This window comes from Paenibacillus sp. BIC5C1, assembly GCF_032399705.1.
Lineage (GTDB): Bacteria > Bacillota > Bacilli > Paenibacillales > Paenibacillaceae > Paenibacillus > Paenibacillus taichungensis_A.
This window is the reverse complement of sequence record NZ_CP135922.1, coordinates 3,793,131-3,807,611: the sequence shown is the minus strand read 5'-3', so window position 1 is coordinate 3,807,611 and position 14,481 is coordinate 3,793,131. Positions and strand designations below refer to the sequence as shown.

11 protein-coding genes are annotated in these 14,481 nt (G+C 42.0%); 9 read left to right on the top strand and 2 right to left on the bottom strand.

Going from position 1 to position 14,481, the window contains the following annotated elements; all coding sequences use genetic code 11:
- Nucleotides 1-78 precede the first annotated feature (78 nt).
- Nucleotides 79-909, top strand: coding sequence for an SDR family oxidoreductase (locus tag RS891_RS16955; protein ID WP_315792505.1), 831 nt, complete (start codon nucleotides 79-81; stop codon nucleotides 907-909).
- Nucleotides 910-1,020: 111 nt separating this feature from the next.
- On the opposite strand, the gene RS891_RS16950 is transcribed toward RS891_RS16955, so the two are convergent.
- A complete protein-coding gene (locus RS891_RS16950) occupies nucleotides 1,021-2,403 on the bottom strand; it encodes an alpha/beta hydrolase (protein ID WP_315792504.1) in 1,383 nt (460 codons plus the stop codon).
- The gene (locus RS891_RS16945) at nucleotides 2,393-2,869 is read right to left on the bottom strand and encodes a MarR family winged helix-turn-helix transcriptional regulator (protein WP_315792502.1); all 477 of its coding nucleotides are present in this window, start codon (nucleotides 2,867-2,869) and stop codon (nucleotides 2,393-2,395) included. The genes RS891_RS16950 and RS891_RS16945 overlap by 11 nt, the downstream gene beginning before the upstream one ends.
- A 367-nt stretch (nucleotides 2,870-3,236) precedes the next feature.
- Between RS891_RS16945 and RS891_RS16940 the strand changes: the two genes are divergently transcribed.
- The 8 genes from RS891_RS16940 to RS891_RS16905 all read left to right on the top strand — a co-directional run bounded on the left by RS891_RS16940 (nucleotide 3,237) and on the right by RS891_RS16905 (nucleotide 14,275).
- Complete coding sequence (locus RS891_RS16940; protein WP_315792500.1) at nucleotides 3,237-4,184, top strand: ABC transporter permease; 948 nt, start codon at nucleotides 3,237-3,239, stop codon at nucleotides 4,182-4,184.
- Nucleotides 4,185-4,196: 12 nt separating this feature from the next.
- On the top strand, nucleotides 4,197-5,066 hold the full coding sequence (locus RS891_RS16935; protein ID WP_076291360.1) for a carbohydrate ABC transporter permease: 870 nt from the start codon (nucleotides 4,197-4,199) through the stop codon (nucleotides 5,064-5,066).
- A gap of 65 nt (nucleotides 5,067-5,131) precedes the next feature.
- Nucleotides 5,132-6,718, top strand: a complete 1,587-nt coding sequence (locus RS891_RS16930) for an extracellular solute-binding protein (RefSeq protein ID WP_315792499.1) — start codon at nucleotides 5,132-5,134, stop codon at nucleotides 6,716-6,718.
- A gap of 166 nt (nucleotides 6,719-6,884) precedes the next feature.
- On the top strand, nucleotides 6,885-8,552 hold the full coding sequence (locus RS891_RS16925; RefSeq protein WP_258530973.1) for a sensor histidine kinase: 1,668 nt from the start codon (nucleotides 6,885-6,887) through the stop codon (nucleotides 8,550-8,552).
- Entirely contained in the window at nucleotides 8,552-10,174 is a 1,623-nt protein-coding gene (locus RS891_RS16920; protein ID WP_315792498.1) for a response regulator, read from the top strand. The genes RS891_RS16925 and RS891_RS16920 overlap by 1 nt, the downstream gene beginning before the upstream one ends.
- Nucleotides 10,175-10,273: 99 nt before the next feature.
- The gene (locus RS891_RS16915) at nucleotides 10,274-12,490 is read left to right on the top strand and encodes an FAD-dependent oxidoreductase (protein WP_315792497.1); all 2,217 of its coding nucleotides are present in this window, start codon (nucleotides 10,274-10,276) and stop codon (nucleotides 12,488-12,490) included.
- A gap of 17 nt (nucleotides 12,491-12,507) precedes the next feature.
- The gene (locus tag RS891_RS16910; protein ID WP_315792495.1) at nucleotides 12,508-13,716 is read left to right on the top strand and encodes an SGNH/GDSL hydrolase family protein; all 1,209 of its coding nucleotides are present in this window, start codon (nucleotides 12,508-12,510) and stop codon (nucleotides 13,714-13,716) included.
- A 130-nt stretch (nucleotides 13,717-13,846) separates the two neighbouring features.
- A complete protein-coding gene (locus RS891_RS16905) occupies nucleotides 13,847-14,275 on the top strand; it encodes an SRPBCC family protein (protein ID WP_113056434.1) in 429 nt (142 codons plus the stop codon).
- The last annotated feature ends 206 nt before the right edge of the window (nucleotides 14,276-14,481 follow it).

Below are 14,481 nucleotides of genomic sequence, written 5' to 3'. Positions count from 1 at the left end.
CGCTTGCCTTAGAGTTCACTTCATAGTTTAGACTGAAGTCATATCTTCGTCAAATGCTTAAGGAGGCGTAAAAATATTATGCGTATATTTGTTACTGGTGCAGCAGGTTATATTGGTACAGCCGTTGTCCGCGAACTTATCAGTGCGGGCCATCAGGTCGTTGGGCTGACCCGATCGGAGAGTGGTGCTCACGTATTAGAAAGCCTGGGAGCTGAGGTGGCTTGTGGTGTGTTAGAGGATCTGGATATACTGCGCAGCTGTGCAGCCACTTCAGACGGCGTTATTCATCTGGCATTTAACCACGATTTCTCTATTTTCGCCGCATCCCTGGCAGCTGATCTTCGCGCCATCGAAGCAATGGGAGAGGCGCTTGCCGGCTCCGGTAAACCACTTGTTATTACAGCACATGCGAATGGCAAAGCATCGGAGGATGCGGCACTTTCATTTATAGAACAAGGCGTGAGAGCATCGATCGTTTCGCTTGCACCTTCCGTTCATGGAGAAGGAGATAAAGGCTTCGTCCCGCAACTAATCCGGATCGCGCAGGAAAGAGGCTCTTCCGCTTACATTGGAGATGGTTCTAACCGTTGGCCAGCAATTCACCGCTTGGATGCGGCAGTTTTATTCCGGCTCGCTGTGGAATCTGCGCCTGCGGGCGCACGACTGGATGGCGTGCACGATGAAGGTATTACGTTCAGAGACATTGCCGCAGCTATTGGCCGTCATGTGAATGTGCCAGTAGTCAGCATCCCGCCTGAAGAAGCGCAAGCCATCTTCGGTTTTCTAGGCATGGTCGCGTCGCTTGACTTAGCCAGATCAAGTGAAGGGACGAAGGAGCTTCTCGACTGGGAGCCTGTCCAGCAAGGACTTCTCGCAGATCTGGAACAAGGACATTATTTCACGAAATAGTCTAACTGGAATAAATCATACGTCTTGCTGTCGATGTGATGCTCAAACAAAAAAATCGTTGCCTAAGTATAAAGTAGGCAACGATTTTTTGTTTTTATATTTCTATCATGATTAATCTAAACTATCCAAGAAGGCTAGTTTTCTCTGAATATAAGTTCGAGTTGCTTTAGTATCAATCGTGTTCATATATCCATGAACTTCTTTGCTCTCATTGAGTTCAGGAATATATAAATCTGTCTTGACCCCTAATTCTTTTAAGCGGTTATAATAATCTTCAGCCTGATCTGGGAATGTCCCCGTGTTGCCATCCGTTATAAAAGTTGGAGGGAAATTACTCGTCGTTCTTGGTATTACATTTAAGGATTGTAAGATATCTTTATCAGCGCTAACCACCGGCTGACCAATGTATGCACTCCCTGATTGAGCGAAAATATAGTCAGTCACGATGTCTTCGGTTACGGTTCTATGGCCCCGACTAAAGTCAAGAATGGGTACTTCTAATACTAAAGCTTTGATATCCGCAAGCTCTATGACAGGATTAATATCCATTTCTTTCGCATACTCAGGGTTAGCTTGAATTGTCACAAAGTCTGCAGCAATAAATCCACCTGCGCTTCCCCCGCCAAAGATTACATTGTTCATATTAATTCCGTACTGTTTTCCATTTTGCTGCATATATTGCACGGCTTCTGATAATTGTTTTATGGGTGTTGGGTGTATATATTCAGGAGCTAAAGCATAGTTTATCGTCACCACATTATAACCATGATCAACCATTAATTCATAATGATATAACATTGTATTTGAAGCCGCTCCTGCGTTAGGATCACCTCCAATTGAATCTCCCGCTATAAAGCCACCACCATGCACATAAAAGTATGTTGGACGTTCTTTATCAAATGGACCATCGGGTGTAATGATATTTAAAAAACTTCTTGGATACTTTTCTCCATATTGAATATTGGTTGTTAGATGATACTTGCCATCAATAATTGTGGTAGTAGATGGTTCTGCTGTATAAGTATTTTCTGCTCCAGAACTGCTTTGCAAATATAAAGCAACGGGCTTTGGCGTTGCTGTAAATAATATTAATATGGATGTCCCCAACATCAAAACAAGGACTAGAACCCATTTGCTAATTCTCAACGTTAATGATTTGAAGCTTCGATTCATTTTCTTATGCATGCCTAAGGCAAAGATAAATAATGCAAACCCGGTTATTACAAATGAAATTTGTGCAACTACAAATAATCCAATTTTATCAAATATCATCCATAGGATTTCAGTAGCCATAAACAAAGCCGATATACCTAACCAGGCACGATAAACCTTTTCATTTAAGTGCTTCTTAACGACTAGAATATGAATTACAGACACAACCATGGCTACGATTCCTAATGGGATAAGATAATTGATGAAAAATGACTGTGACCAAGACAATAAGATCGTAATTAACCCTACAATAACTCCGTATAACCTCATACTAAATTTCATTTTTAACCATATCCTTCTTTATGTTATTTAGTTGTGTATCAATCACAGATAGATATTGGTTTAATTCCTCCAGCTCTTTAACAGTGAGTTTGTTTCCTAAAGGCATCAATACAGCCAAAATTTTCTGTCTCTCTTCCAACACAATGTGCTGTCCTTTTTCGGTTAACTCAAGCCAGACCACTCGTTTATCTTTTTCGTTATACTCACGTTTAATTAATTCTTTATCTGTTAATCGATTCACAATAGCAGTAATAGAACTTTTTTTGACATTTAGTGCTTTAGCCAAAAAACTGGATGTGCAATGATCAGTCGTATTAATGACATTCAATAAATTAAACTGGTCTGGAGTAACACTGCTATCTTTTGAAATATTCTTCTGAATAGATTGCATACTAATTGAGATTGATATGGCTCTCTGAGTATACAGATCAATATGTTGTTCTAATTGCTTTCTATCCATATCCATAGTTAATTGCTCCTTTATCATATTAGTTTCATTGTCTAACGGTTAGATTGTGAAACTAATATTAACAGCATGTTTTTTTTAAGTCAACCGCAAAACAAGAGCAATGTTATTGTTGGTTTTTAATTCTATGTTCTAAACACCTTGTCATGAGACAAAACATGGACCCGAAAAAAGTTACTAAAGGCGCTATATTAGCGGCTTTTTTTTATTTTAGCGATACAAGTTCTTGTCCCGCTTTCCGGAATGAGCTATTGGAACGATCCAAGACACACTTCCTTAATATTTTATAAGAAATTCTTGAAATTTCAGAAATTTAAGCGATAGGGGGGTGCTAATATACAAATACAAACAAAGACGAGGTGATGATATGCAAGTGAAATTGGCAGCGGACGCCATTCCCCTCTCCAAAAAGCGGAAGTCATGGATAAGGACGATCCAAAAATATAAAGTGATGTATGCTCTCTTATTACCAGCCTTAATTTACTTTGCCGTATTCAAATACATTCCTATGGCGGGAATATTGATTGCTTTTAAAAACTACAACCTAGCTTTGGGCGTATGGGATAGCCCGTGGGTGGGATTCAAAAATTTTACGGATTTTATGAACGGCGTTTATTTCTGGGACATCATGAAAAATACAATTGTTATATCGCTGTATAAGCTGTTGTTTGGTTTCTCCGCTCCCATCTTACTTGCTTTACTGCTTAATGAAGTTCATAACCAATGGTTTAAGAAAATCGTACAAACCATTACGTATTTACCCCACTTTCTGTCTTGGGTCATTGTGTATGGATTGATGGTAGCATTATTAGCCCCAGGCGATGGCCTTTTTAATATGATTTTGAAGGAAAGTGGTTTTCAGCCCATCTCATTTCTAACGGAGCCTGCTTGGGGAAGACTGCTGGTCATCGCATCTGAAATATGGAAGGACATTGGATGGGGAGCGATACTGTACCTCGCTGCATTAGCAGGTATTGATCCAAGCTTATATGAAGCGGCTCGAATGGATGGTGCTTCCAAATGGAGACAGCTCTGGCATATCACTTTACCCGGCATTCGAGGAGTCATTATTCTGATGCTGATCCTTAAATTAAGCCATATTCTGGATGCTGGCTTTGACCAGATATTCATGTTTGCCAACACCTTTAACCAGGAGAAGATCGACATTATCGACACATGGGTATACCGTGAAGGGTTGGAGCGTCTTAAGATTGGCTTGGCTACTGCTGTAGGATTGTTTAAAGCTGTCATTGGATTTGGTTTAGTTTTGGCAGCAAATAAGCTCGCCAAAAAATTCGATGGGCAAATTTGGTGAGGTGGTTTTAATATGATCAATTTGACAATCGGGGAAAAAGTCTGGCAATCCGTCGTTTATGTTATTCTTATTTTTTTATCACTACTCTGCTTACTACCCTTTCTATATGTGATTGCTGTCTCAGTAACGCCAGAATCGGAAGTGTTAAGAAGAGGGATTGTGATTATACCAGAATCTTTTACCTTCCTGGCCTATAAAGAAGTATTCATCTCTCATGGGATCTGGCAGGCATATAAAATTACGTTGTTTCGAACGATTGTAGGCACGATGCTTAATGTGTTATTTACGGTCTTAGCAGCTTATCCGTTATCCAAAAAATATTTGCCGGGACGCAGTCCGTTTTTACTATTCATTGTGTTTACCATGATGTTTAGTGGGGGGTTAATTCCGACTTATCTACTAATTCGCTCTCTGGGGTTGCTAAATAGTCCGTGGGTATTGATCATTCCAAATCTCATTAGTGCATTTAACCTGGTGATTATTAAAGGCTTTTTCGAGCAATTGCCTGGTGAAATCGAGGAATCAGCGAGGGTTGACGGTGCAAGTGAACTTCAATCGTTATGGCGGATCATTTTACCACTGTCTTTGCCCGTCATTTCCACCATTTCTTTATTTTACGCAGTGGGGCATTGGAACAGTTATTTCGATGCTATTGTTTATATCAATGATTCCAACTTCATGCCGCTTCAAGTAGTCTTGCGCAACATCCTGCTTAACGTCGCAACACAAAGCGCTGAATCGCTCGCCAATTCCGGAGCTGTAAGTACGTTCGCTGTGCAGATGGCTACCGTTGTTGTGACTACGGTTCCGATTTTGATCGTTTACCCCTTTTTACAAAAGCATTTTACCAAAGGTGTACTCTTGGGATCCGTTAAAGGTTAAATGGTGTTCCAACCTAACTTATTACGGTGAAACCGTGATAATATACAAGCAAAGGAGAGGTCAATATGCAGCGTAAGAAGATTTCATTTGCTATTCTGTCGGCAATCTTAGGATTGGGAACGCTATTATCAGGATGTGGGGGAAATGAAGAAGTTACATCAACAACTTCGAGTAATTCACAAGGGCAGTCTGGCCAGTTTGCAACCAAAATGAAAATCTCAATGTTTAACCAAGGCACTTTCAACGCTGCTGCTCCGGTACCACCACGTGATGAAGATGTTCAACGTCAAATGTTGGAAAAAGAGATGAACATCGACTTGGATATGATGATTCCTCAAGCTGGGCAAGCAACAACCAAACTGAATACGCTCATTGCAGGCGGAGATATTCCAGATTTGATCTTCTTGAAAAGTCGGGCTGATCTCGCACAATATTACGACCAAGGTGTGCTTGCGGATTTGACACCGTATCTGGATCAATTCCCTGAATTACAGAAACGGTTTGGCAACGACTCATGGGAGGCAATGTCCTATCAAGGAAAAACGATCGGAGTTCCAGGCTATGATAATGTTAACGGTATCAGCCGAAGTTTCTTCATCCGTAATGATTGGCTGAAAAAGCTGAATATGGAAGTGCCAACGACACCGGATGAGCTGTTCGAAGTTATGAAAGCCTTTACAGAGAAAGACCCGGACGGTAATGGCAAAAACGATACGTACGGATTCATCGGCGGTATGAACAAAGAAGGTAATCTGCAAACCTACGGCTTCGATAGTTTGATGTGGATGTTTGGCGTCAATCCTCCTTCGGCCATCGAAATAAAAGATAATGAACCGATATTCCTGTTTATCGATCCCAAAATGAAAGAGGCGCTTGCTTACATTAACAAAATGATGGCAGCCAAAGTGGTAGACCCAGACTGGGTGACGATGAATTCGCCTGATCTGTTGGACCAAAAGATGTTTAAGGGTAAAGTTGGTTTCATGATCAGAGATGCCCGTAGGCTTGAGCCGGATTATCAACAGAAAATGAAAGAAATTAGTGGCGAGGTGCCGGAATGGATCGTCATTCCTCCGATGAAAGGTCCTTATGGTGATCAAATTGTAGAGAGAAAATCATTCCAAGGCAATTCATGGGCCATTTCCGCGAAAGCGGATAAGGACAAAATCATTCGGATCTTGTCCATGCTGAATTATCTCTTTACAGACGAAGAAGCTTATCCAAACTTTGCATACGGGATTAAAGGGATTCATTGGGATGTAGTGGACGGCAAAATCAAAAATAAAACCTCCGAGTTATCGAAGGAAATGAAAGAGAAGTACCTGTGGGTCGATCATTATAGAATGCCGCGCCGTGGTGATGATGCGGAGTACTTCAGCTTCCAGAATCCGAAGACGGCGGAAGCTTTCAAGGACAATCAGCAATATGTGGGGCCAACGCTGCCCGGAAATTTATTGACCCCAGACCCCAGCGATACCTTGGATGCTGACCGCACACGTTTCATTAATGAAAGTTTAGTTAAATTTATGACAGGCAAAGAACCTCTTTCAAACTGGGATAATTTCCTCCAAACGTTGGATACCAAGTTTGACATGCAGAAATATAAGGAAACAGCAATCAATCAATTTAAAGAAGCCGGCCTTATCAAGTAAAATAAATAAACGAAGAGAGTGGCTATTCGTAGCCCCTCTCTTTATTAGCATATGCTATTCTTAGTTTACTACAGAATTAAAAGGAAGATGATGGATGCGAAGAAGAATCAGCTTGCCTTTAAAATTATTTTTTCTCGTGTTTGCATTTGTATTAGGGTGCATCATCTTGATAAGCCAATTGTCTTATCGCTATGTCCAAAAGGAAATAAGAACCAATGACATTTTTTACACCAACCAAATTCTTGACAAGGTAGACCAGTATTTCACTGTTAATTTTTCCTCCTTCCAGACGATTCTCTTCTCAGTCGAAACATCAGTGAAAGCCAATATTGACAATACGGAAGTGATTAAAAAGCAATTAAGAGAACTGTATGAACTCAATAGTAATTACGTCAGTAATATTTATTTGATCAAAAGCGATTTATCCATTTTAGGTGGAAGTACAGCTACTCGAATCTTCGATGAACCTTTATCTGAACGAGAACCTTTGTTTGATGCGGCTGACAAGAACAGAAGGACTACCTTTGTTAGTGAACCTTACAAATCAAAGTATTCCGGCTGGACCGTTACGATGGTTCGATATCTTAATGGTGCTCCGTTTCCTATGGCCATTGCGGTTGACTTGGATCTAAATGCCATTGAAGAAACCTTGTTCAAGATTAATAAACAAGAACAAATGAATCTGGCTCTGATCACAGCGTCAGGTAAAATCATTGCCGGTTTTTCTGAAAATAAAGGACTACTGAATATTCAGGATCATACGTTTTCGATCGGGGAAACGTCAGCTGAACAAATCCTGGATACGACAGAAACAAGTCTTCAACTGCATACCATGGAGGGTGTTCCGGTCTCCCTTCTAAAAAAACCGACGGAGAAATTTAACTGGACCATAATCTCAATTAACGATGAATCACGCTTGAAAGCAGCTTTGTCCAGATTGGAAACCTATTATATTGAGCTGCTAGCTGCAGGTCTTCTCTTAAGTTTGCTCATTTCTTTTTTGGTTGCCAAATATATAAGGAAACCACTCTATACACTCAAAACAAAAATGAAGCAAGTGGAGCAAGGCTTACTCACAACGACAATAACGATTAATCGAAACGATGAGTTTGGAGATCTTTCACGAGCATTTGATCGTATGCTGCAACAAATTGTGGAACTGATTCGGGGAGCGGAGCTTCATAATGAACTCGAACGGAAGTTGGAAATCCAGGTGCTGCAGTCTCAAATTAACCCTCATTTTCTGTATAACACACTTGGTTCGATCAGCAACGTTATACGTCTCGGGCAAATAGAGAAAGTAGATGTGGTGATTGGATCGCTCATTTCATTATTGGAATACGGGATAGACGATGCTTCAGAGAAGGTTTCCTTACGTCAGGAACTACGCAATGTAGCGGACTATATCGAGATCCAGAACATTCGGTATAACCGAAACTTCCACTTGATAGAAAATATCGAAGCAGGGTTAATGGATTTCCCAGTTTTTCGAATGCTGCTGCAGCCTCTTGTGGAGAATAGCATCTTCCATGGTTATAACGGAGGGGGAATTGAGGGGCCTATTACGATTCATGCGTACAGGGAGGGTGGTATCGTCATCATAGAAGTTGTTGATCAAGGCGAGGGAATTCCTGCTGATAAAATAAAGCATATTTTAATCTCAGAACCGAGTGAAATGGAAGTGAAGAGGAAAAGAATCGGGCTAAATAATATTCATGGCCGAATAAGACTTCACTACGGAGATCAATTTGGACTGCAAATCATTAGCATACCTAAGGAAATAACCCGTGTACGCGCTATATTCCCGGAAGAATTGCAAAAAGGAGATGCATAATGGTGAGAGAATATACCTGCTTCATTGTTGACGATGAAGACCTGATTATTCAAAGATTGGAATTGTTTTTTAATGAACTCTCTCACAGGGATAAGCGATTTGTTCTAGTGGGCAAAGCGAATAATGGGCTGAACGGGATCGAGGAGATCATAAAACTGAAGCCGGACATCGTCATATCCGATATCGTTATGCCGCGAATGGACGGAATCTCCATGATTGAGCAGCTCAAGGCGGAGCTCCCCCATACCCAATACATACTTTTGACCGCCTATTCATCCTTTGAATACGCCCAGCGAGCTATTCAAGCCAATGTATTGGAATACATTGTAAAAGTTCCGCTGAGGGAAGCGGATTTGAATCGAGCTTTGGATAAAGCAGCCGGAATTTTAAATGAGTTTAAGAAAAAAGAAGCGGAATTTCAATCGTTAAACGTATCCGTGCTTGAAAATAAATATAGAGTGCGCAAGCAATTTTTTAACGAACTGATCAGAGGCGAAATTCCTTCTCATCGGGCATCGGATTTTGCCAATCGCATGCAGTTTCATTTCTTTCAAGCCAACTATTGCTGCTTCATCGTTGAAATGAATACGTATGAAAGTTTCCGAAACGAATACGCAGCCGCAGATCAAAACATCTTGAAATATGCGATTACGAATATCATCGAAGAAACGGTGATGAATGGTGGCAGTGGGGTAGCTGCGGATCTGTCCGAAAATTGTTTTATTGGCTTTCTATCCTGGGAAAATAACCGCAGTGATATGGAAACGGAATATGCTTGCCTATCCTTGGGTGGACAGATCGTCTCTCATTTGCATCAATATCTGAATCAAAAGGTATCTGTTGCTTTTGGTGGTCCACACCGAGGCTGGGAGTCGATCAAACAGGCGTACACGGAAGCTAAAAATGTGAGTGAGGATTTCTATTATCATACGGAAAAAGTAGTAAAAACACCGATGCATCGGTTCCAATACCATAATGACAAAAAAGCAGATTTTCAGCAGAAACTGGCTGATTTTCTTATACGGCTGAAAAGGAAGATTTCCAAGGATGAGCTGGAGAATGCGCTTGCCAATCTGAACCAATTTGTGACGGACCATAAAATCCACAAGTCCATCATGGCGCCAATGATTAGAGACTTGTACAGAGACATTACCGTAAAGTTTAAAACAGGGAATAAGATGGCCACGGAAGTTGCAGACTTCCCCATGGAATTTATGGCTTTTCAGGAGCAACTCGCTTATATTGGCGACTTCACATTCGAATACGTACACGCGGGCCAACTATTACATCGGGCAGAAATCATGAGTGCCATGCATTTTATCGAGAAAAATCTGAAACAACGCTTAACGTTGGAGGCGATTGCCGAGGAAGTGAATTTAGCACCATCGTATTTTAGCAGTTTATTCAAGAAAACAATGAACGAAGGCGTAATCAGTTACATCAACCGTAAAAAGATCCACCTCGCTCTCGAGTTGTTGAATAGCAGGGATTATTCTTTGTTGGAATTGTGCGAGGAAGTAGGCATCGTCAATGAAGGTTACTTTTGCAAACTGTTTAAAGAATATACGGGTGATACACCTAAGCAATATCGGATCAAAATGACACGGTACGAGTCCAAATAAGGATGCAAAAAATGTATGATTTTTTCGCGAAATCCTGTAAAAAAAAAGGGACCAAAACCATTACCATGATAGAAGCATCTAATCATGGAGGTTATCAAAATGGAGCTTATAAAAGCAGATGTAACCGTCGTAGGTGGAGGAATTGCCGGGATATGCGCTGCCATTGCAGCTGCACGCCAAGGGCTGCAGGTTTCACTTATTAATGATCGCCCGGTGCTTGGAGGAAATGCGAGCAGCGAGGTCAGGGTTCATATCAACGGGTCGGCATATCTCGGAAACAGTCCATCCTATTATGCTCGCGAGGGCGGGCTAATAGAAGAACTCAAGCTGAAGATCTTTCATTATAATCCGTTATACAACAAGAAGCTTATGCTTTCGCTTTCGGATACGGTCTTGCTCGACATGGTTTATGATGAGCCTAACATTTCTCTATTTCTGAATACATGCGTACATGAAACGGGCATGGAGAACGGCAGAATTAAATGGGTGGAGGGCCTTCAATTGGCTTCCGAAAGAAAATTTCGTTTTGAAAGTCCCACCTATATCGATTGCTCCGGGGATGGAATTGTTGGATACCAAGCAGGTGCTGACTTCCGATGGGGAAGAGAGGCGAAGCATGAATACAAGGAGGAGCTTGCTCCAGAAGTGGCAGATCATTACACCATGGGCGATACGATTCTGTTTCAAGCCCGTGACGTAAACTATTCCGTTCCTTACAAAAGGCCTGGCTTTGCGTATGATATTACGAAGCTGGAGTTTTTCGATAGTATCAGAAAAGGATTAAACCATCGGTCTTTTCCAAGGAAAATCAATGGACTTGGCGGATTGTGGTGGCTGGAATACGGCGGCCATATGGATATTATCAAGAATAATGAAGACATCGCATTGGAATTGCGGAAATTGGTGTACGGAATCTGGGATTATATCAAAAATAGCGGCGAGTTTGATGATGTAGACAATCTCATCTTGGATTATGTATGCCCGATTCCGGGAAAGCGGGAGTCGAGGCGGTTTATCGGCGAACATATGCTGTCTCAGAACGATCTTACAGAAAAGACTCATTTCGAAGATGCTGTATCCGTCGGAGGTTGGTATATGGATCTGCATGCGAATAAAGGCATCTACGATGAGGGGCCGGCTACAGCGTGGAATTTCGTACCGGGATTGTATAATATCCCTTTCCGCAGCTTGTTTTCACGCAACGTTCCCAATCTCATGTTCGCTGGCCGCAATATAAGCGCTACCCATGTGGCTTTCGGCTCCACAAGGGTGATGGCAACTTGTGGTTGCATGGGGCAGGCGGTAGGAACGGCTGCTGCATTATGCGTAAAATATGAGACAGACCCCGCGGACATCGTCAAAGCGCATATGGATGAGCTTCAGACGCAGCTGCTTCGAGACGGGCAAACGATTGTAGGGCTTCAGGAGCAGTTGGACCCTTATTTCGCTGACGGATTAACGATTCGTGCCTCGTCTCAGCGAAGCTATGAACATCTTCATCCAACCGAAGAGGTCTCCTTGGAGAAAGCATTATGTTTGGTCTTGCCGATTCAGACATCCGTGGCTGAAAGCGTGCAGATCAAAATTAAAAACAGTTCCGAGCATTCGGAAACGCTGCAAGTGAAGCTGTTTGGCGGGGAACGGAAGGAAAACTATATTCCCACCAGCGAGCTGAAGGACTACAAATTGGTGATTTCACCGGGGTACGATGACTGGATTACGCTGGACTTGGGTTGCGAAAAGCCGACTGACGACAAAATCTACATCGTATTGGAAGGTACGGCGAGCCTTGGCGTATATGGCAATGAAGAAAAAATGACAGGAACAGTGAGCTTCTATTATAGACCTGAAGAGCCGTCCAGATTGAAGAAATTTAACAGAAGCATTTGCTTCAAGGATCTGATACCATCCCAGGATATGTATGATCCCGCAAATGTCGTCAACGGCTTCTCCAGACCTTATGGTCTGCCGAACGGCTGGATTTCGGAACATTCGGAAGGGCAGGAATGGTTGGAATTTGGTTTTGCAAGCCCCAAGAATCTGGATGAAATCCATCTTGTTTTCAATTCGCAGCTGAATTTGGAGCATTTCGACGATCCGATCGAGCCATTGATTCAGGATTATGATGTGACCTTAACCTTAGAAGACGGAACCGAGAGTGAAATTAATATCCGTGGTAATTATCTTTCGTTGAGCAAACATCAAGTGCATGCAAAAGGTGTAACCCGAATCCGGTTTGATTTCTCTGCAACGTATGGTTCGCCTTATTATGAAGTGTTTGCTGTAAAATTTTTTGCTCCTAAAAACGCTAAGTGAGGGCGGGTGAAGTCACGATGAAGGAATTTTTCCCTCGAAGAGGGCTGCCTAATGTCATTCAAAAGTTGGAAAATGGGGAAACAGTAACAATTGTCTATTTTGGCGGCAGTAATACACGTTCTAAAGGATACAGGGTCATGACGGCGGATTGGCTGCGAGGGCAATATCCCAATGCGGATATCCGCTCTGTGAATGCAGGCATTGATGGGACAGGATCGGACCTCGGCTGCGCCCGTTTGGAGACAGATGTACTGCGTCATCAGCCTGATCTCGTATTTGTTGAATTTGTTGGAAACGATGGCGGAGTTCCCGAATCCAAAGCGCGAATCGAAGGCATTGTCCGACAGATTCGCAAGCACAGCCGGTTTACCGATATCCTGTTTGTGTATACGGTTAAGGAACGGGATTTGACCTCATTTCAATCCGGACAATACCAGAAGGGCGCTCGTATGCAAGAGGAAGTCGCCGACTATTACGGCATTCCTTCGATTCATCTGGGCGTAGCAGTCAGTCAATTGGTTTTGGATGGAAAGCTCATTTTCTCCTTAAGAGAAGACGTATCTATTCCCGGAGCCGTTATTTTTACGCATGATTCGATCCATCCAACGATTCCCGAAGGACACCAGATCTACACGGATACAATCACCCGGTCATTTGAGAAAATGAGCGAACTTCGAGATCACGTGGGAAAGGTCGAGCATCACTTGCCGCAGGACCCATTGGTCCCGGCCAATCCTTGGGAGTATGCAACCATGCTGCCACTGGATAGTCTTACTCATTTTTCTGCGGGGTGGTCTTACATGACCCCTGATGATTTTGCTTTAGTGCGCGAGTATGAATGGTTGTTCCCCGGTCTATGGCGAGCAGTCGATCCCGGAGAGACGATCACAGTGGAATTTGAGGGAACCCATATCGGATTATTCGATATTGGGGGGCCGGATTCCGGCAGATTGAAGGTGACGGTGGATGGAGGGGAACCCTTTCTTATCGATCGATTCACATCATATAACGATCATAATCGAAATCAATATGTTTTCTTACCGGAGCTACCGAACGGGAAACATACGGTTCGCTTCGAAATCGATCACAAGAAGACAGACAAAGCGGCCGTGTTTGAAGCAAGTGGCAATGAGAGAAGTATGGAACATGTTCGGCAGAATTCAGCTTGGTATGATCAAACGGTCATTCAGCTTGGGAAATTGCTACTGGTGCAGCCGCCATTATAATGGATCATGAAGCTTTGTTTACTTGGAAAACCTACATCATAGCCGCTTGAAGACAAAAGAAACTAATATATTCTTCATATGTTATCATAAGCATTAAAAATAAATTATTGAAGTTAGAAGGGAGTAAAGGATGGCCAATATCGAGCACTTGCAAACCGTACATGTTCCAGCATCGAAGATCTATGAAACTTTAACCACCGCTGAAGGACTGTCGGAAATATGGACCAATGAACTCATTATTAATAATCAGATTGGCTTTATTAATGAATTTCGATTTGGCAGCAATGACATAACGAAGATGAGAATAGAGCAATTGATCACGAATAAAAAAGTCGTTTGGCAGTGTATAGATTCAGATCCAGAATGGATTGGCACGATGATCTCCTTTGATATTCAAGAGAAGAACGGGAAGTCTTTTATTACTTTGCGTCATATGAACTGGAAAGAAGTAACGCCATTTTATCGCTCCTGTAACTACAACTGGGCCATTTTCCTTTATAGTCTCAAATCCTATTGTGAAGATGGCGATGGTATCCCCTATCATAAACGTAAGTTTTAATAATTTTGGTTATACTGTTGATTCCACTAATGGGGAACGAATGTTTAATAAACCGCCTTTTCACCAAGGCGGTTTTCTTATGCTCAAATATCAACATTAGAATTTAACTTAGCCTTTTACTTAAAATCTTATAAGAAATTCTTAAAATGAAAGAAATTTCACGGTGATATGGCATGCTAAGATAAAAATGATAGAACAGGATTAGC

What these genes read in the sequence shown, in the direction of transcription:
- RS891_RS16955 (WP_315792505.1), top strand. Translation starts at nt 79, where the DNA reads ATGCGTATATTTGTTACTGGTGCAGCAGGTTATATTGGTACAGCCGTT.
- RS891_RS16950 (WP_315792504.1), bottom strand. Translation starts at nt 2,403, where the DNA reads ATGAAATTTAGTATGAGGTTATACGGAGTTATTGTAGGGTTAATTACG.
- RS891_RS16945 (WP_315792502.1), bottom strand. Translation starts at nt 2,869, where the DNA reads ATGGATATGGATAGAAAGCAATTAGAACAACATATTGATCTGTATACT.
- RS891_RS16940 (WP_315792500.1), top strand. Translation starts at nt 3,237, where the DNA reads ATGCAAGTGAAATTGGCAGCGGACGCCATTCCCCTCTCCAAAAAGCGG.
- RS891_RS16935 (WP_076291360.1), top strand. Translation starts at nt 4,197, where the DNA reads ATGATCAATTTGACAATCGGGGAAAAAGTCTGGCAATCCGTCGTTTAT.
- RS891_RS16930 (WP_315792499.1), top strand. Translation starts at nt 5,132, where the DNA reads ATGCAGCGTAAGAAGATTTCATTTGCTATTCTGTCGGCAATCTTAGGA.
- RS891_RS16920 (WP_315792498.1), top strand. Translation starts at nt 8,552, where the DNA reads ATGGTGAGAGAATATACCTGCTTCATTGTTGACGATGAAGACCTGATT.
- RS891_RS16915 (WP_315792497.1), top strand. Translation starts at nt 10,274, where the DNA reads ATGGAGCTTATAAAAGCAGATGTAACCGTCGTAGGTGGAGGAATTGCC.
- RS891_RS16910 (WP_315792495.1), top strand. Translation starts at nt 12,508, where the DNA reads ATGAAGGAATTTTTCCCTCGAAGAGGGCTGCCTAATGTCATTCAAAAG.
- RS891_RS16905 (WP_113056434.1), top strand. Translation starts at nt 13,847, where the DNA reads ATGGCCAATATCGAGCACTTGCAAACCGTACATGTTCCAGCATCGAAG.